This is a genomic window from Aeoliella sp. (assembly GCF_965227375.1).
Taxonomy (GTDB): domain Bacteria; phylum Planctomycetota; class Planctomycetia; order Pirellulales; family Lacipirellulaceae; genus Aeoliella.
Map to the genome: position 1 here is coordinate 2,264,715 of NZ_CBDDFX010000001.1, position 21,399 is coordinate 2,286,113.

General features: G+C 60.8%; 18 protein-coding genes. 14 read left to right on the plus strand and 4 right to left on the minus strand.

Going from position 1 to position 21,399, the window contains the following annotated elements:
• The first annotated feature begins 86 nt into the window (after window positions 1-86).
• The 6 genes from ACQK2L_RS09215 to ACQK2L_RS09240 all read left to right on the plus strand — a co-directional run bounded on the left by ACQK2L_RS09215 (window position 87) and on the right by ACQK2L_RS09240 (window position 8,207).
• Window positions 87-1,082, plus strand: a complete 996-nt coding sequence (locus tag ACQK2L_RS09215) for an AAA family ATPase (RefSeq protein ID WP_425397431.1) — start codon at window positions 87-89, stop codon at window positions 1,080-1,082.
• A gap of 354 nt (window positions 1,083-1,436) precedes the next feature.
• Window positions 1,437-2,333, plus strand: coding sequence for a DUF58 domain-containing protein (locus ACQK2L_RS09220; protein ID WP_425396658.1), 897 nt, complete (start codon window positions 1,437-1,439; stop codon window positions 2,331-2,333).
• 124 nt (window positions 2,334-2,457) lie between these two features.
• The gene (locus ACQK2L_RS09225; RefSeq protein WP_425396659.1) at window positions 2,458-4,587 is read left to right on the plus strand and encodes a BatA domain-containing protein; all 2,130 of its coding nucleotides are present in this window, start codon (window positions 2,458-2,460) and stop codon (window positions 4,585-4,587) included.
• A 95-nt stretch (window positions 4,588-4,682) separates the two neighbouring features.
• A complete protein-coding gene (locus tag ACQK2L_RS09230; RefSeq protein ID WP_425396660.1) occupies window positions 4,683-6,980 on the plus strand; it encodes a glutamine amidotransferase in 2,298 nt (765 codons plus the stop codon).
• A gap of 8 nt (window positions 6,981-6,988) precedes the next feature.
• On the plus strand, window positions 6,989-7,546 hold the full coding sequence (locus tag ACQK2L_RS09235; protein WP_425396661.1) for a hypothetical protein: 558 nt from the start codon (window positions 6,989-6,991) through the stop codon (window positions 7,544-7,546).
• A gap of 139 nt (window positions 7,547-7,685) precedes the next feature.
• The gene (locus ACQK2L_RS09240) at window positions 7,686-8,207 is read left to right on the plus strand and encodes a hypothetical protein (protein ID WP_425396662.1); all 522 of its coding nucleotides are present in this window, start codon (window positions 7,686-7,688) and stop codon (window positions 8,205-8,207) included.
• Window positions 8,208-8,373: 166 nt separating this feature from the next.
• On the opposite strand, the gene ACQK2L_RS09245 is transcribed toward ACQK2L_RS09240, so the two are convergent.
• On the minus strand, window positions 8,374-8,757 hold the full coding sequence (locus ACQK2L_RS09245) for a thiol-disulfide oxidoreductase DCC family protein (RefSeq protein ID WP_425396663.1): 384 nt from the start codon (window positions 8,755-8,757) through the stop codon (window positions 8,374-8,376).
• 220 nt (window positions 8,758-8,977) lie between these two features.
• Window positions 8,978-10,276, minus strand: coding sequence for a hypothetical protein (locus tag ACQK2L_RS09250; RefSeq protein WP_425396664.1), 1,299 nt, complete (start codon window positions 10,274-10,276; stop codon window positions 8,978-8,980).
• A gap of 187 nt (window positions 10,277-10,463) precedes the next feature.
• Between ACQK2L_RS09250 and ACQK2L_RS09255 the strand changes: the two genes are divergently transcribed.
• The 5 genes from ACQK2L_RS09255 to ACQK2L_RS09275 all read left to right on the plus strand — a co-directional run bounded on the left by ACQK2L_RS09255 (window position 10,464) and on the right by ACQK2L_RS09275 (window position 15,787).
• Window positions 10,464-11,012, plus strand: coding sequence for a hypothetical protein (locus tag ACQK2L_RS09255; RefSeq protein WP_425396665.1), 549 nt, complete (start codon window positions 10,464-10,466; stop codon window positions 11,010-11,012).
• A gap of 186 nt (window positions 11,013-11,198) precedes the next feature.
• Window positions 11,199-11,396 (plus strand): hypothetical protein, encoded by a 198-nt coding sequence (locus tag ACQK2L_RS09260; protein WP_425396666.1) that lies wholly within the window; start codon window positions 11,199-11,201, stop codon window positions 11,394-11,396.
• Window positions 11,397-11,487: 91 nt separating this feature from the next.
• Window positions 11,488-12,759: a hypothetical protein gene (locus tag ACQK2L_RS09265; protein WP_425396667.1), complete on the plus strand. Its 1,272-nt coding sequence runs from the start codon at window positions 11,488-11,490 to the stop codon at window positions 12,757-12,759.
• Between the two features lie 632 nt (window positions 12,760-13,391).
• A complete protein-coding gene (locus tag ACQK2L_RS09270) occupies window positions 13,392-14,189 on the plus strand; it encodes a class I SAM-dependent methyltransferase (protein ID WP_425396668.1) in 798 nt (265 codons plus the stop codon).
• 287 nt (window positions 14,190-14,476) lie between these two features.
• Window positions 14,477-15,787 (plus strand): hypothetical protein, encoded by a 1,311-nt coding sequence (locus ACQK2L_RS09275; protein ID WP_425396669.1) that lies wholly within the window; start codon window positions 14,477-14,479, stop codon window positions 15,785-15,787.
• 7 nt (window positions 15,788-15,794) lie between these two features.
• On the opposite strand, the gene ACQK2L_RS09280 is transcribed toward ACQK2L_RS09275, so the two are convergent.
• Window positions 15,795-16,358 (minus strand): hypothetical protein, encoded by a 564-nt coding sequence (locus ACQK2L_RS09280; RefSeq protein WP_425396670.1) that lies wholly within the window; start codon window positions 16,356-16,358, stop codon window positions 15,795-15,797.
• A 965-nt stretch (window positions 16,359-17,323) separates the two neighbouring features.
• On the opposite strand from ACQK2L_RS09280, the gene ACQK2L_RS09285 reads away from it, so the two are divergent.
• The 3 genes from ACQK2L_RS09285 to ACQK2L_RS09295 all read left to right on the plus strand — a co-directional run bounded on the left by ACQK2L_RS09285 (window position 17,324) and on the right by ACQK2L_RS09295 (window position 21,112).
• Window positions 17,324-18,892 carry a sigma-70 family RNA polymerase sigma factor gene (locus tag ACQK2L_RS09285; RefSeq protein ID WP_425396671.1) on the plus strand — a complete coding sequence of 523 codons (1,569 nt, stop codon included), beginning with the start codon at window positions 17,324-17,326 and terminating at the stop codon, window positions 18,890-18,892.
• A 156-nt stretch (window positions 18,893-19,048) separates the two neighbouring features.
• Window positions 19,049-19,810 carry a DUF2262 domain-containing protein gene (locus ACQK2L_RS09290; protein WP_425396672.1) on the plus strand — a complete coding sequence of 254 codons (762 nt, stop codon included), beginning with the start codon at window positions 19,049-19,051 and terminating at the stop codon, window positions 19,808-19,810.
• A 99-nt stretch (window positions 19,811-19,909) separates the two neighbouring features.
• Window positions 19,910-21,112 (plus strand): DUF3592 domain-containing protein, encoded by a 1,203-nt coding sequence (locus ACQK2L_RS09295; RefSeq protein WP_425396673.1) that lies wholly within the window; start codon window positions 19,910-19,912, stop codon window positions 21,110-21,112.
• 32 nt (window positions 21,113-21,144) lie between these two features.
• Here ACQK2L_RS09295 and ACQK2L_RS09300 read toward each other — a convergent pair whose 3' ends face one another.
• Window positions 21,145-21,393 (minus strand): hypothetical protein, encoded by a 249-nt coding sequence (locus ACQK2L_RS09300; protein WP_425396674.1) that lies wholly within the window; start codon window positions 21,391-21,393, stop codon window positions 21,145-21,147.
• Window positions 21,394-21,399: the final 6 nt, after the last annotated feature.

The window sequence follows — 21,399 nt, forward strand, 5'->3', positions numbered from 1 at the left end:
AAAACAGTTTGAGTACCGCCACGCCTCCTGGATCGCCGAATCCACAAGCTCAGAATCCCGGTGCAAAGACTCGTAACCTGGGAGACATTCTGCAGGAATTCCGCCAGCACCGGTTGGTGATGCAGCAGGAACTGCAGAAGATTATCGTCGGGCAGGACCTGGTGATCGAACAGCTGTTCGCCGCCATCTTCACCCGCGGCCACTGTTTGCTCGAAGGCGTGCCGGGTTTGGCGAAGACGCTGATGGTGAGCACGCTATCGCGGATTCTCGATCTGGAGTTCAAGCGCATCCAGTTCACGCCCGACCTGATGCCTTCGGACATCACCGGCACCAACGTGCTGGAAGAAGACGAGCAGGGCCGGCGGAACTTCCGCTTCGTCGAAGGGCCGATCTTCACCAACATCCTGCTGGCCGACGAAATCAACCGTACGCCGCCCAAGACGCAAGCCGCGCTTTTGCAAGCGATGCAGGAACGTGAAGTGAGCGTCGGCCAGGAAACCTACAACCTGCCCGACCCGTTCTTTACCATCGCCACGCAGAACCCCATCGAGCAGGAAGGCACCTACCCGCTGCCCGAAGCGCAACTCGACCGGTTCATGTTCAACATCAAGATCGACTACCCCACGCTCGACGAAGAACAGCGGATTCTGACCACCACCACGCGAAGCGAGAAGCAAGAGCCGAACAAGGTGCTGTCGGCCCGCGCGATCTTGAACCTGCAGAAGCTGGTCGGCAGCGTGGCGGTGAGCGAGTACATCATTAAGTACGTCGCCGCCCTGGTGCGCGCGACGCGGCCCAGAGACGAATCGGCGCCGGAGTTCGTGAAGGAACTCGTGGAGTGGGGCGCCGGCCCCCGCGCAGGTCAATTCCTCATCCACGGCGGCAAAGCCCTCGCGGCAATGGACGGCCGCTTCAGCGTGGCGATCGAAGACATCCAAAAGTGCGCCATCCCGGTGCTCCGCCACCGCGTGAGCACCAACTTCCAAGCCCAAGCCGAAGGTATGACCAACGAAGACGTAGTGAACCGCTTGCTAAAAGAGATCCCCACGCCGGAGATTCCGAAGTTCAACGAAAACAAATAAGGCGAGCCGGGAGCGTCAGCGCCCGGAGTGAGTTTGCGGAGAAGGAAACCACGGAGTTCACAGCGGTCATGGAGACAGGAATCAGTCGCGGATTGGCGCGGATTTGGGCGGATGGACGCGGATTCATTCTCAACACTAATCGACGCTAATCTTCACTAATGAAAGGTTTGATTAGCGCAATTTAGTGTTCCCCTTTTTGGCCAACGAGATCCTTCAGTCGCTTAGGCTCCCTCAGGATGACACGTACTGTCTGATCCGCGAACATCCGCCCAAATCCGCGCCGATCCGCGACTAATTCAAAACACCTCGCAAACTCACTCCGGGCGCTAACGCTTCCGGCTCGCCGCAAGACCAATGGCCACTGTCGAGCAATACCTGAAACCGGCTGTCATTCAGCAGATCAAGCGGCTCGATTTGCGCGCGCAGTTCATTGTCAAAGGGTTTCTGCAGGGTCTGCACGCCAGCCCGTTTCATGGGTTCTCGGTCGAGTTCAGCGAGCATCGCAAGTACACGCCGGGTGATAATCCGCAGGACATCGACTGGCTGGTCTACGCCAAGACCGACAAGTACTACACCAAGAAGTTCGAGGCCGAGACGAACATCACCGGCTACCTGGTCATGGATCAGAGCCGCAGCATGGCGTACACCTACCGGCAGGACATGACGAAGTTCGACTACGCGATCTGCATCGCGGCCGCGCTGTGCTACTTGATGGTGCACCAGAACGACCCTGTGGGCCTGGTGACGTTTGGCCAGAAGATCGACAAATTCCTACCGCCCAAGAGCAAGCGGCAGCAGATTGGCAACGTGCTGAGTGTGCTCGCGCGGATGGAACCTGCAGGCGAGACCGACATTGCGAAGAGCCTCACGCAACTGGCCGCGATGATCAAGCACGCCAGTCTCGTGATGGTGTTCAGCGACCTACTGGGCGACTCGGACGAGACGATTGCCTCGCTGCGCCGCCTGCGTCATGGCGGCAACGACGTGATCCTGTTTCACATCCTCGACGAAGCGGAAGTCGGCTTCCCCTTCCACGGCCTGATGGAACTCGAAGACCCGGAGACCAACGAAAAGCTGGAAGTCGACGCCGACAGCTTCAAGAACGACTACGCCGAAGAACTCAACGCCTTCCGTGAACAATACCGCGTCGAGTGCCACAAAAGCGGCATCGACTACGTACCGCTCGACACGAGCATGCCATTCGACAGGGCGCTGATGGAGTACTTGGTGACTCGCCGGCAACGAGCGTGAAAGGCTGTAGGCTGTTAGCTTTATTTCCGCCGCACAAATCAAACGAATGCTCATCGCCCTACTAAAACGACTTCGCACCGACAAGAACGAATAGCCAAGAGCTAACAGCCCATAGCCTTCCTCCATGTCCTTCCTCTCCCCACTCCTGCTCGCTGGCACAGCACTCATCGCCTTGCCGATAGTGCTGCATCTGGTCATGCGCCGTGAGCCGAAGAAGGTGGAGTTTCCGGCGCTACGGTTTGTGCGGAAGCGGCAAAGTACCAACCAGACGCGGCTGCGGTTGCGGCATTGGATTCTCCTCGCGCTGCGGTGCGCGTTCATTTTGTTTTTGGCGCTCGCGCTCGCACGGCCAGTGCTCCGGGGTTCGGGGCTGCTGGGCAGTGGCTCGGCGGGGCTGGCGGCGGCTGTGGTGATCGATAACTCGCCGCGGATGGAGTACCTCCAGAAGAACGTCTCGCGGCTCGACGCTGCCAAAGAGACCGCCAACTGGCTCTTGGAACAATTGCCGGCCGATAGCGAAGTGGCCCTGGTGGAGCCCGGCCGGGCGCGGCGAGCGAAGCTCGGAGAGCGCGACTCTGCCATCCTCCGCACCGAGCGACTGCGAATCACGCCCGCCGCCGCGCCGCTGGCCGATGCAGTGATCGAAGCGATCAATCTGCTGGCCGAGCGACCCGACCATCGCCGCGAAGTCTACGTGTTCACCGACCTGAGCCGCGTGGTGTGGAACGACGCGGCGTTCAACCAGATTGCCGAAGCGCTCGACGCGAACGAAGGAACCAAGCTCTACCTGGTGGACGTTGGTGAGAAGGATCCCGTGAACGCCGGCCTTGGCGAGTTGGAACTGTCGGCCGATCATCTGGCAACCGGCGAGATCGTCACTCTCCGCACCAACGCCCTGGCGACCGAGAACCTCAGCGGGCGGCCGCGCTCGGTGGAGGTGTGGCTCGCCCCGGCTGGCGAAAAACCCACAAAGCGGGCGGAGGTGGAAGTGGAGCTTAGCGACACGGCCCAAACGGTCGAAGCGCCGCTGGCCGGACTCACGGCCGGCGTGCATCAAGGTTACGTGCGGCTCTCTGGCGACGATCCGCTCTCGGCCGACAACGCGCGGTATTTCACAGTCAGCGTCGACCCTCCACCGCGCGTGCTGCTGGTCGGGGCGACGCTCGATCACACCAAACTAATGGCCGAAGCGCTCGCGCCGTCGGCGCTTTCGCAAACGGCCGCCGCGCAATACGCGGTCGAGCAGATTGCGGTCGACGGACTCGATCGCGCGCAGCTGGCCACCTACGACGCAGTGATGCTGCTCGACCCGCCCGCCTTGAGCGCCGCAGAGTGGCGGAAGCTCAGCGACTTCGTGCAAACCGGCGGCGGGCTGGCCGTGGTGCTCGGACGCAATGCGGTGGGCAACCTGGACAAGTTCAACACGCCCGCCGCGCGACCGTTGCTGCAAGGCGAACTGCGTTGGGTGGACGGCAAAACGACCTACCTGTCGCCAGCCGGTTATGGACATCCCGTGCTGCGGCAGCTCTCCGACATCGCCGAGGCAACGCCCTGGCCGGCGTTCCCGGTGTTCAAGAAGTGGGCCGTGTCGAACCTCGACGAGGCAACCCGACTCGTAGCGACGTTCGCCGACGGTACGCCGGCGATTATCCAAGGGCTGTTTGGCAGCGGCCGCGTGCTGCTGGTCACGACGCCGCTGTCGGATCGCGCGAGCGACGAACCTTGGAACCTGCTGCCCACCAATCCCGACCCGTGGCCGTTCCTTGCACTGGCCGAAGGGATGGCCGACTACCTGGTGGGTGCCGACAACCGGCCGCTGAACTACCAGGCGGGCCGCGTGGTGTCGCTGCCGCTGCCGCGCCGCAGCGACCTGGCGACCTACGTGCTCGAACCACCCACCGGCGACCCACTACCACAAAGCCTCTCGCCCGGCCAGCAAGAGATCGTGGTGACCGTCACCGACCAGGTAGGCAACTACCGCGTCCGCTCGGGCGGCGAACGGGCGCGGCTCGACCGCGGCTTCAGCGTCAACTCGGCGGCCGACGTCGGCATGCTCCAGCGCGCCGAGTTTGCAACCATCGCCGCGGCGCTCGGCAAAGACCGCGTCGAACTGGCCACCAACCGCAGATCGCTCTCCGGCACCATCGACCTGGGCCGCGTCGGCCGAGAGTTGTTCCCGTGGCTGATCGCGATCGTCGCGGTGGTCCTTGCGTGTGAACAATGGTTGGCGGATCGGTTTTATAAGAGTGAGTAGTGAGTAAGTGAGTAAGGAATGAGAATTGGTCATTGTTGATTCGACATTGGTCATTTCCCCAGTCCCTAGCCCCCACCTCCCCTAACCCCTCCCGAATGTCCCTTTCCCTCCATCCCGTCGGCGGTTTCTGGTTCGTGGCGATCATCGCCACGGTGCTGTTGGTGCTGCTGGCGCGCGTAGGGCCGCGGCACGTGGAGGTTCCGTTCGGGCGGCTGTTGACGCTTAAGATGCTGCGGTTGGTGGCGATCTTGCTGCTGCTATTCGCCATGCTGCGGCCGACGTTGCAGTTCACCCGCAGCACGCCGGAGGAAGCGACGCTGTTGGTGCTGGCCGATCGCTCGCGGAGCATGCAAGTGGAGGACTCGCTCGACAACCGCAGCCGCTACGGTGCGATGCGATTGGTGCTCGCCGAGGCGTCTGGTGACCTCGAAGAACTTCAGAAAAACTGGAACGTGCGGGCGTACACGTTTGCCGAGTCGCTCGAACCGGTGGACGTCAAGCTGGGTTCGCTCGCGCTGGCCGACAGTCCCACGGGTGAGCAATCTCCATTGGGTGCGGCGCTACAAGAACTGCTCGAACGCGAGGGCGATCAGCGCCTCAAGGGTGTAATCGTACTGAGCGACGGCGCGCAGCGGGCCGTGCCGCCGCTCGATGCCGCGCCGCAACTCGTCGCCCGGCAGTACGCTGCCGAAGGGGTTCCGCTCTACACGTTCTACTTCGGCCAGCCCGGCGGGAGCGACCGCTCGGATCTGGCAATCAACGATCTGCTGGTCAGCGGCACCGTGTTCGCCAACGCACCGATGCGCGTCAACGGCCAACTGCAGGCCTTGGGCTACGCCAACCGCCGCGTGAAGGTGCAACTGCTGTGGGAAGAAGTCGACGACAAAGGCAAGAGCGAAATGAAAGTGGTCGACACCAGCGAGCAGGAGATCGTTGCTGCTGAAACTAGCGCGCCGGTCTCGCTCGGCTACACACCCGCCACGCCCGGCGAGTACAAGGTCACACTTCGGGCCGAGAGTCCCGAAGGCGAGTTGATCACTACCAACAACGAAGCCAGCACGTTCGTCACCGTGCGCGAGGGTGGCATCAAGGTGCTCTACCTGTACGGGGCGTCGCGGATCGGCGGATCGGCGGGCGTCGAGCAGGCGTTCGTCCCGCGCACCATCGACGAATCGCCCGACATTTTGGTGAGCCGCAAGCTGTTCGACTACACGCGGCCGCGAGAAGACCTGCGTCGCGAACTGCAGCCTGGCAACTACGATGTGGTGATCCTGTCGGACGTCGATAAGGAAGCGATGAGCCCCGAAAGCTGGCAGGCGCTGGCCGAAATGGTTCGCCGCGGCACCGGACTGATGATGGGCGGCGGCTACCACAGCTTCGGTCCTGGCGGATTCTTGAACAATCCGATTACCGACGTCCTGCCGGTGGACATCGGCCCCGCCGAGCGGCAAAATTTCCGCGACAAGCTGCGCGAGGATGTGCACGTGCCTGGCCCAGTGAAGATGCAACCGGCCGGCAACGTTGGCCGCACGCACCCCATCATGCAAATCACCGCCAGCGGCCAACCAGGCGAAGGGTGGGAGGATCTGCCGCCGCTCGACGGCGCGAACCGGCTGTCGCGGCGGCTCTTGAAGCAAAACGCGCAAGTGCTGGCCGAGTCGGCCGACGCCGCACGGCATCCGCTCTTGGTTGCCGGGCAAGCGGGCAACGGTCGCACGCTCGCGTTTGCCGGCGATACCACGTTCCGCTGGCAACTTGAAAACCACGGCGACGAGTTCCGCCGCTTCTGGCGGCAAGTGATCCTGTGGCTCGCCCGCAAGGACGACGACACCAGCGGACGCGTGTGGCTCGACCTGGCGACGCGCCGCGTGAGCCGTGGCGGTCGGCTCGACGTGGAAGTGGGCGCTACGCCGGGTGAAGAAGACGACCCCAACGCGACGATCGACTTCGACGTCGTTGTCACCCTGCCCGACGGTACGCAGCAACCGCTCGTGACCGTGGCCACCGACGCTGGCCGCCGCGCGGGCACGTTCGCCACGACTGACCAACCTGGCGACTACACGGTGGAAGTGACCGCGAAGATCGACGGCAAAGAACTTGGCTCCGCCCGCGCGCGGTTCCTGGTGCCCGACCAGGACTTGGAACTCGACCGCCCCGGCGCGGAACCCACGTTGCTGGCCGGCCTGGCAAAGCTCACCGAAGCGGCCGGCGGCGAGGCCCTCGCGCCCGAGGAGCTGCCCGCCTTGATCCGCAAACTGGCCGCCGAAAGACCGGAACTGAAGACCGAAGTGATCGAACGCCACACCTACTGGGACAAGTGGCCCTTCATGCTGATGTTCATCGCCGTGGTCGGCGTGGAGTGGTTTTTGCGAAAGCGCTGGGGATTGGTGTAGGAAGCGTTATGACTTTGAAGAACTACATCACGATTGCAACGTACGGCACCGGGCTCGAAGCTCAGCTTGCCTCCACACAGTTGGAGGCGAGCGGCATCTCGACATGCGTCCTGAATAGCGAGATTGTCGACACTGCTTGGTTTCTAGGCGGGGCCATTGGTGGAGCACAGCTGCAAGTCCGAGAGGATGATGCAGATGTGGCCCGCGAGCTGATCGAGCAGATGCGTTCGGCGGGTACCGACCTGGACGACGTAGCGGAAGAAGATGACATCGCCGATGAGATCAGCGCCCCCGAAAGCGCTACCGACGCATTGGTGAATCGTGCGCTCCGCGCCGCCGCGATTGGTCTGCTGTTCCTACCACTCCAGTTCTACTCACTCTACTTGATTGGCAAAGTGCTGGTTTCGCGCGCCGCGCTCGATCGCTCGCAGCGCAAGAAGCTGGCACTCGCTGCGGTGCTGGATTGTTGCGTATTGACGCTGGCCGTTATTTTCTTCTGGCCGCAGGAAGATATTCCGATGGCACCTCTCCCCAACGGCGGAGTTCCCCGTCCGCTGGAGATTTAGGTACAGTTGCTCTGGTCGATTTATCGTAAACATGCACCGGCGAGCCGGATACGTCACCCGCGCGGAGTTGATTGACGGCGGAGCGCACCCAGGCCGCTCTTCCTTCGAAGGAAAAAATACCAGCTCAGAGGACAACCCAATGGCTGAACAGCGCGAGGCCATCATTCGATTCGACATTCGCACCATCCTCGCGCTCATGGCGTTTGCAGCGATTGCGGCCGCGGGGATAGCCTCAGCTACGCAAGGTTGGTCGTACGTGTTCGATAGTCTTTTGGTGTTGCTGCTGGGTGGCAGCTTGGTTGCATCCGCCTTCTGCATCGGGAGCCGGCGAGCTTTTTGGTTCGCTTTATTCGTCTTCACCCTGCTCTATCTGCTTGCTACGCACAACAGTCTAAAGCCTCTCGGGATTCGAGGGCTGCCCACGAATACTTGGATTCGTAACACGATGAATAGATTACACCCAGCGATAACACATGTAGAAAATCGCAGCCGTCGAGGGGTTCCCTACAAAGCCACCGTGATCGAACCTAACCCAAAAGCGTACGTTGGGTCTCAGATCGGCTACAAATCAATGGCAATTGTCGTCGGATTGATCGCCGCGTACATCAGCCGCGCTCTGTATGTGATCGCCCAGCGCCGCGTGGAGGCGACGAGTGACTGAAGCTCGTAGACCCATCATTGGGTACTGACGAAATACGTAAATACCCAATGAGCGACGCTTGCGCGTTCATTCGTCTTTGGGTATTTCGTCATGCGTCCTTCCCAAACGCGATGGGTCTGCGCGAGCTGAGACTCGCTGGACCCATCCTACGTTGCTACGCCGCGCGTCAATTCACCGCGCAACGATCCCCGTCGCACCGCCCGGTGAGTCGCAGGCGGTTCTTGGCGAACACGCGATAACCCAGATCGAGCAACTGCCGCACGCCGGGGAGTCGGCTGGCGGCCACCGGCCAGCGCCAACCCACTGCGGTGTACAACCGGCGGAACACCTCCACGCCGGTCACCAGCGTGCCATCTGGCAGGCGGCCGTGGATGCGGGCCATCATGGTTGGCATGTCGAGGCCCAACTCGTCGGCGTCGAATGCATCAGCCGTGATGTCGGTAAACAAGATGTTCTGCTGCTTATCGAGCCGCTGGAACCAACGGATCTCGCGCATGCACAAGGGGCACTCGCCGTCGTAGAAGACTTCGAATTGGTGGTTGGTGGGCATGTGCGGATTCCAATGGTAGGGTGATCGTACCACCAATAGTGTAGCCGAGCGGAGCTAAACGGCCAGCGGCCTCCAGGGTAGCGGCGACGCCGCAACCCTTCGCTGGGAGACGGAATGCCTTCGGCATAGGACGCAGATGCTCGACTATCCCGAAGGGATTCCGGCAATCAGCCCAGTGTTGCGGCTACGCCGCTACACTGGGAAACCCATCCTACGTTGACTACTCGCTTTGCGCCGCGTCGAAGTCATCGAGCGTGTCGCTCAGGATCTCGCGAATCGCCTGGCGGTCGGTGGGGCTGAGGTGTGCGAAGGCTTCCGACTGGTCCTCACCGCTGAGCACTTCTGCCAGGCGGGCGAGCGTTCGCTCGTGGATCGGGCGTGGCAACGAGGCGAATGAGTCGCTGTAGACCAGATAGCTACAGGGATACTTAAAGAGCCGCGTCTGGAGGTCGAACTCCCTCAGGCTTCGCTGCTGCGAGTCGCGCGGACCTTGAGCGGAAAACTCCTCCACAAAGTTCGACGTGCCGGCGACCGCTGAAGTCAGCTCGTACTCACCAGCAAACAACAACGCTTCGACGAGCCGCTCGCTGGCGGTTACGATCCGCCGTTTCGAAACATCGCTGACTGAACCCTCCGGGCGTTTGAGGATGCGGTTCCAGGTGATATCGTAGTGTTCGGCGCGCTTGCCTTCGTAGGCGGCGAACGTAATCGCATTGTGCACTTGCGACTGATGCTCGAGCACCATCAAGGCTACCAGGTCGCTGTGCGGCGTGAGATAGCGGTCGGTGTTGAACCGCCCGATGAGGCTGGTGACGTTCGCACCGTCTTCGTTTTCGGTCGGCTCGGGACCTTCGTCCGGAACCAGGCAATTGCCGCGGTGCCGCATCTCGCCGTGCGTGCCGGTCACGTACCAGCCGCCAAACCGCTCGGTGAACTCGGTGCTGGTATCGGTGGTGGTGCTTCCTAGCTCGAACCGCGGGTGACCATCCACCTGCGTGAACACACTGCGCACCAAGTAGCCCGGCACGTTGCGTGTCCGCTGACTATGGTGACACGCGAGGCACTTCGCGCGGTCGCGCACGATCACCGGCGAGTCGCTCTCTCGCTGCGAGATGGAGTAGAAGATGGCCCCCAACTCGGGATCGACGGCCGACAGCTCAATCAACCCGCCCGACTGCACCGAGCCGACGTACACGTCGTCGTTGAAGTACACCGCGCGGGGCTGTTGCGGCGAAATGCTGCTGACCTGCAGGCTGGTCTTGGAGAACACCAGCGTTTGCGACGAGGTGGGAACCTTCAACTGTTCGAGCAGCGCCGGCAGCCAGCCATGCTTCTCGTCCCACTCGAGTTTCGTCTTGCCCTCGGCAAGTCGCTCCGCCAACCGCCCCACCGCGTCGACCACCGGGGCCGAGTCGTAGCGGATCGGCTCGGCGTTGATGTCCTGCTGCGAGCGCGCAGACGTCGCGCTGGCGAAAAGCACACCGAGTGCGAGCAGCCACCGATAATCGTGCACATGCATGTGTAGATTATTGCATTACAGTCGGCTGGATGCAAGAACAGTGCTGGAATGGCCGGTGTAGGGTGAGTTCCGCGTCATCCCGCGGTCCTATTGGGTACTTCGTCATTAGTTATCTCTGCCCAGTGTTGCGGCGTCGCAGCTACGCTGGGATAATGCGAACGCCGTATACTACCGAGGCCCCTTTGCCGTGAAGTTCTCTCTCAAGTGGTTGCTCGTTGTCATCACCTACTTGGCGATTGCCACCGCGGCGTGTGTGCAGCAGGGCCCTGGTTGGCGGGTGGCTTTGTGGGTTGGAAACCTCGTGTTGGTGCTCTACGCGGTGTTGGTCGTGGTGTACTTTCGCGGGCGCAAGCAGGCCATGGCGCTAGGGTTCGTGTTGTTCAGCGTGGCGGCCGCGGTGGGGTTCGCGACGCTTTCGCCCATCGAGGACGCCATCCGCCCGTTTGTGCCGGGCTCCGTCGCCACAGCCAGTGAAATGGAGGAAGCTACCCGGCAAGTCGAACGACTTCACTGGGAGTTAATGATGTCGGCCAACGCGGCAAGCTCCGAGTACCGCGACCGCACGCAGCAACAGTACAATGCTGCGGCAGCGCGGTTGCGGGGTCTTGTTTCCTTGGAGTCGTTGGCGGGTGCAATCGAGTCGCTGTGCGTCATGGCGGCGGGGCTGGTGGGGTGTGTGGTGGGCCGGCAAGTGTGGATGGCGGCGCAGCGGGAGAAGGAGACAACTGCAGGGTAGGAGGTAGGCCGCAACAAGCTCTCAGTGGAACCAACGGTGTTGCCGTAGTTTCACGCAGAGGCGCAAAGACGCAAAGCGGTGACCGTCGGCATGAAACATGTCCCCATCCCGCAGGGATTCCGGCACTCAGCCCAGTGTTGCGGCGTCGCCGCTACGCTGGGATAATGGGAGTGAGGTTATTACACCATGAGCGAGCCACTCACCAAGAACCAGCAGCAGCTTCGTGGTAAGCAGGTTCGCGATATGTCGATCGACGAGCTGAACGACTGGATCGTCGCGTGCGATCGCATGGAGGTGTGGGTGCAGCACAACAAGGCTCGACGCTCGTGGAAGGACTCGCGAGAAGAAGCAGAAGAGGAACTCGCCCGGCGAGAAGTCAGGTAGGAGCCAAGTGCAATGCGTTCCAGAGCAATTGAGCGAATTGTGGCTGTGGTGGCGATGTTGCTCGTCGCGGGGGCGTGTTCTCGTTCGCCAGATGGCAAGATCAGTTCTCCAAAGGTCACGAAAGAGCGAGTTTTGGAGGGAGCGGCTGAGCGAGGAGCTATCCGAGCTGCTGCTTACCCGCCCCATCGATATTGTGGATGCGATGGAGATCAACGACGGTGGCACGACCTACGTTCACCTTCAGGACGCCAAGGGGAAGGATCTTCTGGTTTGCGTGAGCGACTCTTTGGACTCGACGATACCGAGCGGTACGGTATTTCTTGGAGGTAGGTATCCCACCGATGCAGCAGCGCGGCTGCCTCGTAGCCAGCCAGAAGCACGTGCCGCGGTTGCGACATTGGAAGCAGCCATCCGTGATACTTTCCCCAGCGAATTGAAGGAGAAGCTGAAGCAGCCAGAAGCTTCGTTCGCACAGGTCTACCTGGACGCCTACAGTCTGAATCATTCGAACCCCGAATCGAAAGAGGATTGGTGGCGGGTATTTGCCTTCCAAGCGTGGTTACTTGTTTCGGAGCAGTCGAAGTTCGACATCTACAACCCGGAGAAGTCGCTGGAGCCGGATTGGTATGCGGATTTCGAACAACAGAGAGAAGAGCATCTCGAACGAATCCAGCGTCAGAGAGCGGCAGATGAACGGTTTGCAGCGTGCTATCCCGAGGAAGCTCGGCCCCTGCTGACGATAGAGAGTGGAGAGTCCGATTTTGATCAGCACGGTAGACGCTTGGCTGCGGCAGTAGGGGATCCTGTGCGTTTGGCGGAGATCTCTAGCAGAGCTTTCGGCACGCTTCAGAATAGCTGGAGCTACGTCACCGCGCGCGATCGTATCGCCATACAGGCCGCCCGCCGAGTATCGGCCGAAGAATTCATTGAAGCGCTGCACCAACTGCAGGACGACGACACCGCCTTGTTGGGGGCTGCCAGGATGTTCTACGACCTGCACTACTGGCAGGCACTTTCGCGCGAGGAGTGGGAGCAATGGGCACCGCCGATCACAGAAGCCTTGATGCAGCACGGCGACAGCGACAACATACGGGTCGCAGTTCGCATGCTCGGGCGTACCGAATTCGCGGGGGCTACACTGCTGCTCCGCCGCATCGCCCGGGGTGAATTTGGGGACGAAGAGGAAGTTCGCCGGGAATGGGACGATGAGCCAGGTATAAACGAGGCGGCGTATTTGGCCCTGGCGACGAAGGGCGACCAAGGGGTTCGTGCGGAAATCGAAGCCGCCCTGTCCAAGGCTACCGTGAAACAGAACGTGGACGCCTTGCAGGAAGCGCTCGACCTGCTAGGCGATACGAACTAGCCAGCATAGTGGGCGCACTGTTGACGCACATACTCGCGGGCCGATTGCGGTCTCGGTCGCGCTCCGGCTGGTGGAGACCTTATCCCTGGACCGCTGCCAATTGCTCTCAACAACCCGGGGCGGCACTTGGGCTCGTGTTGTTCGCCCGCGTTTGCCCCGGGCTACCGTATTTTGCTCCCTCGGAGCTGCTCTAAACTCTCGCACTGGCTCAATTCAATCCGTGACCATCCGTGGCTGATGGGGCGATGGGTCCGCGCGAGCGGAGACTCGTTTGACCCATCCTACGTTCCTTTCTGCAAAACGGCTGGTGTAAGAAAACCGCGGTAGAATTCGCCTCTCGGTTTGGTCTAATGGTGGTTTGCGCCGCATTGCGCGGCGTGTGGTGGGCAGGTGCGTCGGCCGCTGGATCGAATCGCGCGCACCGTGGCCGAAAACGAGTTTTGTCGCACCTGCGGCGAACCGAGCGCAACAACCCCTGGAGTAATGTCGCACCCCCCGAATGGTTTAGCCTGTAATTGAAGGGTATTCTCCACACGGGGTGCGACAAAACCCGACGAGTAAAGTCGCAGTGAATCGTTTTGCCGCGCACTGCGACATTACTGCGACAAAACAAACTCAACGCTAACGAGCGCATGCAAGAAATCATCCAAGACGATTTGTACAACTACCCCAAGTACTACGACCTGGTGTTCGGGTCGGACTGGGGGGCGGAGCTGGCGTTCCTGCAGGCGGTGTTTGCGAAGCATGGCAGCGGGAAGTTCCGCCGGTTGTTCGAACCAGGGTGCGGCACCGGGCGGCTGATGTACCGCCTGGCGCAGGCGGGGTTCGAGGTGGCCGGCAACGATCTGGCGGAGCCGGCCGTGGAGTACTGCAACGACCGTTTGGAGAAACATGGTTTCCCGCGAACCGCCGTGGTAGGCGACATGTGCGACTTTACGGTCGCCGACTTCAAAGGAAAGAAGAAATTCGATGCCGCGTTCAACATGATCAACACGTTTCGCCACCTGCCCAGCGAGGATCACGCTCGGCGGCATCTGGAGTGCGTCTCCAAGGCACTGCGCAAAGGCGGGCTGTACGCGCTGGGGCTGCACCTGACGCCGACTCGCGGCGAGCCGATGGACGAAGAGAGCTGGCACGCCCGGCGAGGGAATTTGACGGTTTTGTCGCGCCTGTGGACCGTCGAACACAACCGCCGCAAGCGGATCGAGCGGGTGAGGATGAGTTTTGACGTTTATACACCTACCCGCACGTTCCGACTGGTAAATTGTGCGGATTTTCGAATCTACACGGCCCGCCAAATGGCCGATTTGCTCAGTAGCGTCCCCTCTCTAGAGGTGCTGGAGACCTACGACTTTGCCTACAACATTGACCGACCGGTTAAGATAGGACCCGAGACGGAAGACGTGGTGTACGTGTTGCGAAAGAAGTGATCCGACGGCGCTAGCCGCGGGTTTAGAGAGTAAGAGAGACATCCGTGTCATTCCGACGGGAGCCACGACCGAGGAATCTGGCTTGAGTTGCTGTCGGCTTTGGTGCACTTGGGAGCTTGGTCGATCAGGCTCCCCAAGGTACGACCGTGTGACGGTTTGGCAACGTAGATCCTTCGGGGCGCTCCGCTTCCCTCAGGATGACACCACATTGGCTCCACTTCCCTCAGGATGACACAACATTGGCTCCGCTTCCCAGAGATTGACACAGTGTCTTTTACCATCAACCAATGAACGAGTTGCAAACTCCAACCGCTGTCGAGTCGACTGCCTCGGATGCCGTGGTGCATCGCGAGTCGCTCGCTTCGTTTGTGGAGTTTGCTGCTGATGTGCTTGAAGTGCAGCACACGGTGGCCGATGGGGTGGCAACGCTGGAGTTCGAGCATCGCGAGCATCCCGCCTGGCCGCGGCCTTATCAAACGCGCGTCGCGGTGGCGAGTGAGAAGATCGACCCACTGCCGCGCAAGGTGACCTCGCCGATCGATGGAGGTCACTGGTTGTGGAACCTCGCGGCGCTGGAGCGCGGAGCACTGGTCGCGCGGCCCGCTTCGCAGCCCGAGTCGGTGCATGAGTTCTCCAGCCGCTTGTTTGACGCCTACCAGGTGGATGGCGGGCAGATGCATCTGGCGGGTTGTCGTTTGATCGATGTGCCGTTCCTCCGCGTGACCACGCTCGCGAGCGACGATGCATCGATGGTCGAGCATCGCTATTTCGATCACACGATGAAGCCGGTGTCCGAGTCGCAACTCGAGCAGCTCGGGCTGGTGGAAGTGTCGCCGCTGGCGAGCGACACTTCGCCCTACAGCCGGCCGCAGGTGGAGTCGCTTGCCGAGCCGTGCGACACGGCCGCCGAACGATTCATGGCGCTGACGGTTATCGTGGCCAAACGTGCCGAGGGCGCGCTGCAATTCGACATCGGCGAGCAGTGTGCCAGGGTGCGGTTTGGCGACTGGACGCGAACGATCGCCGCGCCGCCGTTTCGCTGCGCGGCCAGCGGGCGCGACAGCTATCACCTGGCGGCAATCGACGATGGTCGCATCGTCGCGGCCGAGGCCATTGCGACCTGCGAGGAGTCGGGCGCCAGCGTGCTGGAGTGCGAGCGAGTGAAGTGCGGCGTGACCGGCAAGCAAGTCGACCCCCGCCTGGCGTCGAAGTGTCCGGTCTCGGGCGAGCATGTGTTAAAAGACGAGATGGCCACCTGCCATGCATGCCAGCAGTCGGTCAGTCGCTTGGCGGTCTCTGGCGGGGTGTGCAAAGCGTGTCGAGAACTTCCAGCAGCGAAGCCGACGGACACTTGGGTAGCGGGACTCACCGAGCAGTTTCCAACGCTTAAACAGTACCGGAAGTTCCGCGCGGGCAAGCTGGGCGAACTAGTCCGCGTGATGGCCATCGGTTGGTGGCGGCGACTGCTGGTGATCACCGCTGGCGAAGGTGGCCCCGTGGTGGAAGTCGCCCGCCGCGAGGGTCTCGCAGGGCGATGGGAACAAGTGCCCCACACCGAATGGTCGCAAGTGCTCGGCGCGTCGCAAGAGCAAAGTTAGTGCCCGCTCAATTTGGCGAAGCAGACGAGGAAGTCGACTTTGGCCAAGCCGTACCACCCACCACCGTAAGCACGACCACCACGCCAGCCAAGCCCAAGACAATATTGCGATGCATCAGCCGCTCGTCGAGCTGTTGCTGGTAGCTTACTTCCTGGGCAGTGGAGATCTCGTCGAAACCGTACTCCGTGAGTGTGGGTTCGCTATGTAACCAATTCATCCAGAAATCGATAGGTTTTCCCTTTTCGAGCATCACGTCCGTACGCGCGGCAAGCTGCTGTTGGTAGCCCTTACCGAAGTCGGGTGTTTCAGGCTGCGTTGCGGTCATCCACCCTGCCACGGCGAGCAGCGCGAGAGTCAGCACGGTGCCGCCAAACGCGAACGAGTGTTGCGCGGTCCAGGCGGCAGTCGCTTCTTCGGCGATTTGCTCGTCTCGCTCGAGCGTGCGGAGTTTCCGCAATGGGGGCACATCGACCGGTGTTCCGCAAACGCAGGGCACCCGCGAGCCGGCTTGATGCACCGTCACGCTCACCGATTTGCCGCAGGTGCAGGGAACTAAGTATTTGTCGGCCATCGAGTTGGGGCGTCGTAGGCGGTGGCGGAAGAAGGCAGCCCCACTAAACTGGGGGGCTTGGTCCTGGTGGCTCGGCTTCAGCAGAACCAGTGTACGCTGCCGAACGGGGTGCGGCGACTCGCGGTTTACCCTGCGCTGGTGCGGGGACAGGGGGTATCCGAATTCGGGCTAATGTACTCCGTTTTTCGCTTTTTGCCTATGGACCCGATTAGTGGGGTGCTTACAATTAGAGGACCAGATCAGGGGGATTGCTGCCATCCCACCCTACTGGTACCGCTCTGTCCAGCCAAATCCCGAGGATGGGATTTGACTTTCACGGAAGAAGCCGTCGTATGCGCGACGGACGGATGGGAGTGGAGAATTTGCACAGCTTAGCTGGCGGGTGATGGGAACATTTCGCGGAGCCTTTCTCACAATGCGGCTCGCGGCGATCACCCTTTGGCGTCGTGCAGATTAATTGAGACAGTGACCGGGGATAACACACCGCCGCTGCTGCCCAGGCGATGTTTGATTATTGAATCGAGACGCGACGCATCCACGCTCGCTATGGAGTGCGGAGTAAATGCCGAGCAACTCGACTTGAGATAAGAGAGCCTGCGCAGTTTCACTAACCTGTTCCATTGCTTCGTTGCGATTGTTGGAGTTAATGCTCCTGGCAACGACACTGGATCGCCCACCGATGGTTTAAGCGGTAGAGGTGCAAATGTTTTCCTCAGTAGAACTTCTTACCAAATGCTTGGCGGCAACAGCCGTGCAGGTGCTTGGTGTTAAAATTGTGTGTCGCCTACCGCTGCAAGCGCATCGCTTGTTGCGTAAGGCTTTGGTTTTACAACCACAACCCGTCCGCGCTGCAGTGCGGAGGGATGTTCGATAGCTGTAGCAACCCCTGGCAATACATTGTGAGTTAGCACATAGGAGCTGGCTCGGTTGTTGCGAGTTTGTTCATCAAGGTAGGAGCCTCAACTTTGTACGATACCTTACTCGATCACACGCTCGAAGATGACTCGGATGTGTCGAGCGACGACGTTAGCCAATTGGCCGGGCACATTCGCTCGGGCAAGGAGGGCGAGGACGATGACGAAGTAAACGTCAACGCCGCGGGTAGCATTAACGATGAAGACGATAGCGACGAGGAAGGCCTGCTGGATGGCAGTGATAACGAGTCGTGGTCGGACGACCCGGTGCGCATGTATCTGACGCAGATGGGCGAGATCCCGCTGCTGACCCGTAAAGAAGAAATCTCGCTGGCGCGTCGTATCGAAAACACTCGCGCCGCATTCCGCCGCAAGCTCTTGGCCTGCGACTACGTGATCCGCAGCGCCGTGAAGGTGCTGGGCCGCGTGCATCGCGGCGAGCTGCCGTTCGACCGCACCGTGCAGGTGTCGGTGACCGATCGGCTGGAAAAAGAGCAGATCATGGGCCGCATGCCGCACAACCTGCGGACGCTCGAGGTGCTGCTGGAGCAGAACGCCGACGACTATCGCATCGCGACCAGCAAGTCGTACAAGATGGCCGAGCGTCGCGCCGCCTGGAAGCGTTTGAGCCGCCGCCGCTGTCGTGCGGTGATCCTGGTGGAAGAGCTCGGCCTCCGCACGCAGCGGATCGAGCCGATGATCGAAACGCTGGAGCAGTTCAGCGAGCGGATCGATCAACTGCAGTCGCAACTCGACAAGATGAAGAAGGACCGCCGCCCGATGAGCGAGCGGAAGCCGGTGCTGGTCGAGTACCGCAACATCCTTCGCACGCTGCAGGAGACGCCTACGAGTCTTCGCCGCCGCGTGAGTGATTTGAAGGCCGTGTACTCCAAGTACCAGCGGGCTAAGCGTGGCCTGTCGGAAGGCAACCTGCGTTTGGTGGTTTCGATCGCCAAGAAGTATCGCAACCGCGGTCTGTCGTTCCTCGATCTGATTCAGGAAGGCAACGCCGGCTTGATGCGTGCGGTCGACAAGTTCGAATACCGCCGCGGTTTCAAGTTCTGTACCTACGCCACGTGGTGGATTCGCCAGGCGATCACTCGCGCCGTGGCCGACCAGAGTCGCACCATCCGCATTCCGGTTCACATGGTCGAAACGATGAGCCGCGTCCGCAACGTGTCGCGGATGCTCTTGCAGCGTTTGGGCCGCGAGCCGACGCTGGAAGAGACCGCCCGCGCCGCTGATTGCACCGTGGAAGAAGCCCGTCGCGTGCTGGCGATGAGCCGCTACCCGATCAGCCTCGACCGCCCGGTGGGCAACAGCGAGGACAGCCACTTCGGCGACCTGCTGCCTGACGGCGGAGCCGAAAGCCCGGCCATCGGCGCCGCACAGGAAATGCTTCGCACCCGCATCACCGCGGTGCTGAAGACCCTGAGCTACCGCGAACGCGAGATCATCAAGCTCCGTTACGGCCTCGGCGACGGTTACAGCTACACGCTGGAAGAAGTGGGCCACATCTTCAAAGTGACCCGCGAGCGTATCCGCCAAATCGAAGCCAAAGCGGTCCGCAAGCTCCAGCAACCCAGCCGCAGTGCGGAGTTGCTCGGGTTCTTGGACTGATTTTTGTCAAGCCAGACTTTTCGGACCGAAAAGATTTGTTTGACGACTAAGAAACTCACATGGAAAACATGTGAACGACCCAGAAGCCCCGACCAAGCTTGGTCGGGGCTTTTTGCGTTTTGGTGAGTTGCTGCAGAAGGGACTAGGAGGTCAATCTTGATTAGCGTCTCCAAAACCTCCGATGGAGTGAGTACCTCTTCTCACCTCGGAACCATTGTCTCGGATGGCGACGCACCCAACTTTGGTGCGTTAGAGTCCAAGTTGCAAAGCGAGTACGATTGCCGTGCCTCGTTGGAGTGGAATCCTGACACCTCTTGCGTTGATATCGAGATCACCACTCCACTGGGTACCGAAGGCAAATCACAATACCTCGCCGACATCGTGGCGACTGCCCAACGGCTAATACGAGCGGCGGTCGATGAATCACCGTTTCTCGAATTTGGTGAATTGCCAGTGGTTGAAGTTCCCGGCATTGGAACATTTCGATACTCGCCGGAAGAGGAGATTTGGGAAGCCACAGTTGCAGTGCCGGTTGCCAAACGCTTTCGGCTGCCGTGGAGCAAACTGCCAAAGTGCAAAATTCTTATTGCCCCAATGGCAGGCCAGCCAGATGAGCAGTTGGTTGAGCATGTTCGTAGCTATGTAGAACGACTGGAGGAGATTGATGCTGCCAGCCGCGAAGCAATCGCGGAGGAGTTGCTCGAAACGTTTAACGATGTGTGGCGAGAAGCTGGACCGCCGTATACAAGAGAGAGGTTTATTGGCAAGCTCCAGTTAACGAACCTGACTTGGCTGTTTCGCGAGGATCGTCCCTACGCTTGGTACGGCACGGGGAAGTCGGACTTGTTCATGGGGCACGAAATCGAGGTCTACTACAACCGCGATTTCTCCGTCTACAGTGTTGGATTGTATGGCTAGGGACCTGCCAAAACGCCTCGTACATGCGTGAATTCGAGCCTCGTTCCGTGTGCTATGGTTTGAAAGGCCCCTTCGCCCGGTCCTTTCCCCACAGCTGTCATGACCAACAACACCCAACGCCCGTCAAGCCGAGGCACCGGTTGCGCTGTGTTGTTTCTGCTGCCGTTTGCGTTGGTCGGTGCGGTGATGATCGGGCTGACACTCTGGACGCTGTTCGATTGGCAGCGGATGCAGCATTGGGAGGAAGCCTCCGCGCGGCTGCTTTCGCTCGAGTTGCAGCATGGCGAAGAGACCGAGCGGATTCGTGCCAAGTACGAATACACCTACGACGGGCGGCAGTACACTGGCGACCGTGTGGCGCTCCACCAGATGGGCGACAACCTGGGCACCTACCAGAAGCGCAACTACCGCCGACTCAAGGAAGCCAAAGATGCAGAGCGGAACGTGGTGGTGTATGTGAATCCAAGCAATCCCAACGAAGCAGTGCTGCTGCGTGAACTGCGCCCCGAGATGCTCGCCTTGAAAGCAGCCTTCGGCTTCATCTTCGGCCTGGTCGGCATCGGCGGGCTGGTGGGGGTGGTGATCACTGGCAGGCAGCTCAAAGGCGAGTCGGCCGTAGCAACCCAACAGCCCGACAAGCCGTGGCTGTGGCGCGAGGACTGGCGCGCGGGTGTGATCCGTGTCTCGGGCAGCGGTTGTTTCTGGTCGACGTTCATCCTGGCGATGGTCTGGAACGCGCTCTGTTGGACCTCTGCGGTGGGAATGCTGCTGGTCGATAAGCGGGCGACACCGATCGCAATTGGCGTTTTGATCGTGTTTAACATCATCGGCGCCGGACTGCTGTACCTCGCCGGTGTGATGCTGCTGCGTTGGCGTCGGTTCCCCTACGCGAAGTTTCGCATGGCCAACATCCCTGGGGAGATCGGCGGGCAACTGGCTGGCGTCGTGCTGCTGCCAACTTGCGTCCGCCCACGCGATGGCTTTCGCGTCGGGCTCAAATGCGCGCGAACCGTCCGCTCAGGAAAGCACTCCCGCCAAGTGGTGCTGTGGCACGACGAGCAGACCATCGACCGCACGCTCGACGAGGACGACCGGACCCAGACCGCCATCCCCGTGCAGTTCGCGATTCCCACCGATGTCGAGCCCAGCGATCCCCACGCATCGGACCCGGTGCGATGGAACCTGACCATCACCGCCAAACTGCCCGGCCCGAACCTCGACTTCACATTCGAACTGCCGGTGTTTCGCACGGAGCGGGCGGATCACACCGGGCGGACAGATGCTGAAGTGGTGGAAGCTTGAGTTTTTGGAACAGGTAAGCGAATGAGCGAGTGTCAACGCGACTCAGTCCGTTTCGCACGGGCCTTGAGCATGCGGCCCAGATGTACTAGCCGCTCAAACTCTTCGAGTTCAAACTGCTCATCCACGGTCAAAGAGCCTTCGCGATTTTTTGCGAGCAGCAGATCAAGACGTTCCTGCTTTTCGGCGGGCAACCGAAAGGTCAAGAGCTGTTGCTTGTTCGCCGAGTTGGCGAACAAATCAAGCAATTCGTCGTACAAAGAAGACTGCGGAACCGTGGACATTTGAGA

Excerpts from the sequence above, each read along its gene's own strand:
- ACQK2L_RS09265 (WP_425396667.1), top strand. The coding sequence starts at position 11,488 with ATGGCAAGATCAGTTCTCCAAAGGTCACGAAAGAGCGAGTTTTGGAGG.
- ACQK2L_RS09230 (WP_425396660.1), top strand. The coding sequence starts at position 4,683 with ATGTCCCTTTCCCTCCATCCCGTCGGCGGTTTCTGGTTCGTGGCGATC.
- ACQK2L_RS09300 (WP_425396674.1), bottom strand. The coding sequence starts at position 21,393 with ATGTCCACGGTTCCGCAGTCTTCTTTGTACGACGAATTGCTTGATTTG.
- ACQK2L_RS09250 (WP_425396664.1), bottom strand. The coding sequence starts at position 10,276 with ATGCATGTGCACGATTATCGGTGGCTGCTCGCACTCGGTGTGCTTTTC.
- ACQK2L_RS09295 (WP_425396673.1), top strand. The coding sequence starts at position 19,910 with ATGACCAACAACACCCAACGCCCGTCAAGCCGAGGCACCGGTTGCGCT.
- ACQK2L_RS09280 (WP_425396670.1), bottom strand. The coding sequence starts at position 16,358 with ATGGCCGACAAATACTTAGTTCCCTGCACCTGCGGCAAATCGGTGAGC.
- ACQK2L_RS09225 (WP_425396659.1), top strand. The coding sequence starts at position 2,458 with ATGTCCTTCCTCTCCCCACTCCTGCTCGCTGGCACAGCACTCATCGCC.
- ACQK2L_RS09245 (WP_425396663.1), bottom strand. The coding sequence starts at position 8,757 with ATGCCCACCAACCACCAATTCGAAGTCTTCTACGACGGCGAGTGCCCC.
- ACQK2L_RS09235 (WP_425396661.1), top strand. The coding sequence starts at position 6,989 with ATGACTTTGAAGAACTACATCACGATTGCAACGTACGGCACCGGGCTC.
- ACQK2L_RS09220 (WP_425396658.1), top strand. The coding sequence starts at position 1,437 with ATGGCCACTGTCGAGCAATACCTGAAACCGGCTGTCATTCAGCAGATC.
- ACQK2L_RS09270 (WP_425396668.1), top strand. The coding sequence starts at position 13,392 with ATGCAAGAAATCATCCAAGACGATTTGTACAACTACCCCAAGTACTAC.
- ACQK2L_RS09275 (WP_425396669.1), top strand. The coding sequence starts at position 14,477 with ATGAACGAGTTGCAAACTCCAACCGCTGTCGAGTCGACTGCCTCGGAT.
- ACQK2L_RS09260 (WP_425396666.1), top strand. The coding sequence starts at position 11,199 with ATGAGCGAGCCACTCACCAAGAACCAGCAGCAGCTTCGTGGTAAGCAG.
- ACQK2L_RS09240 (WP_425396662.1), top strand. The coding sequence starts at position 7,686 with ATGGCTGAACAGCGCGAGGCCATCATTCGATTCGACATTCGCACCATC.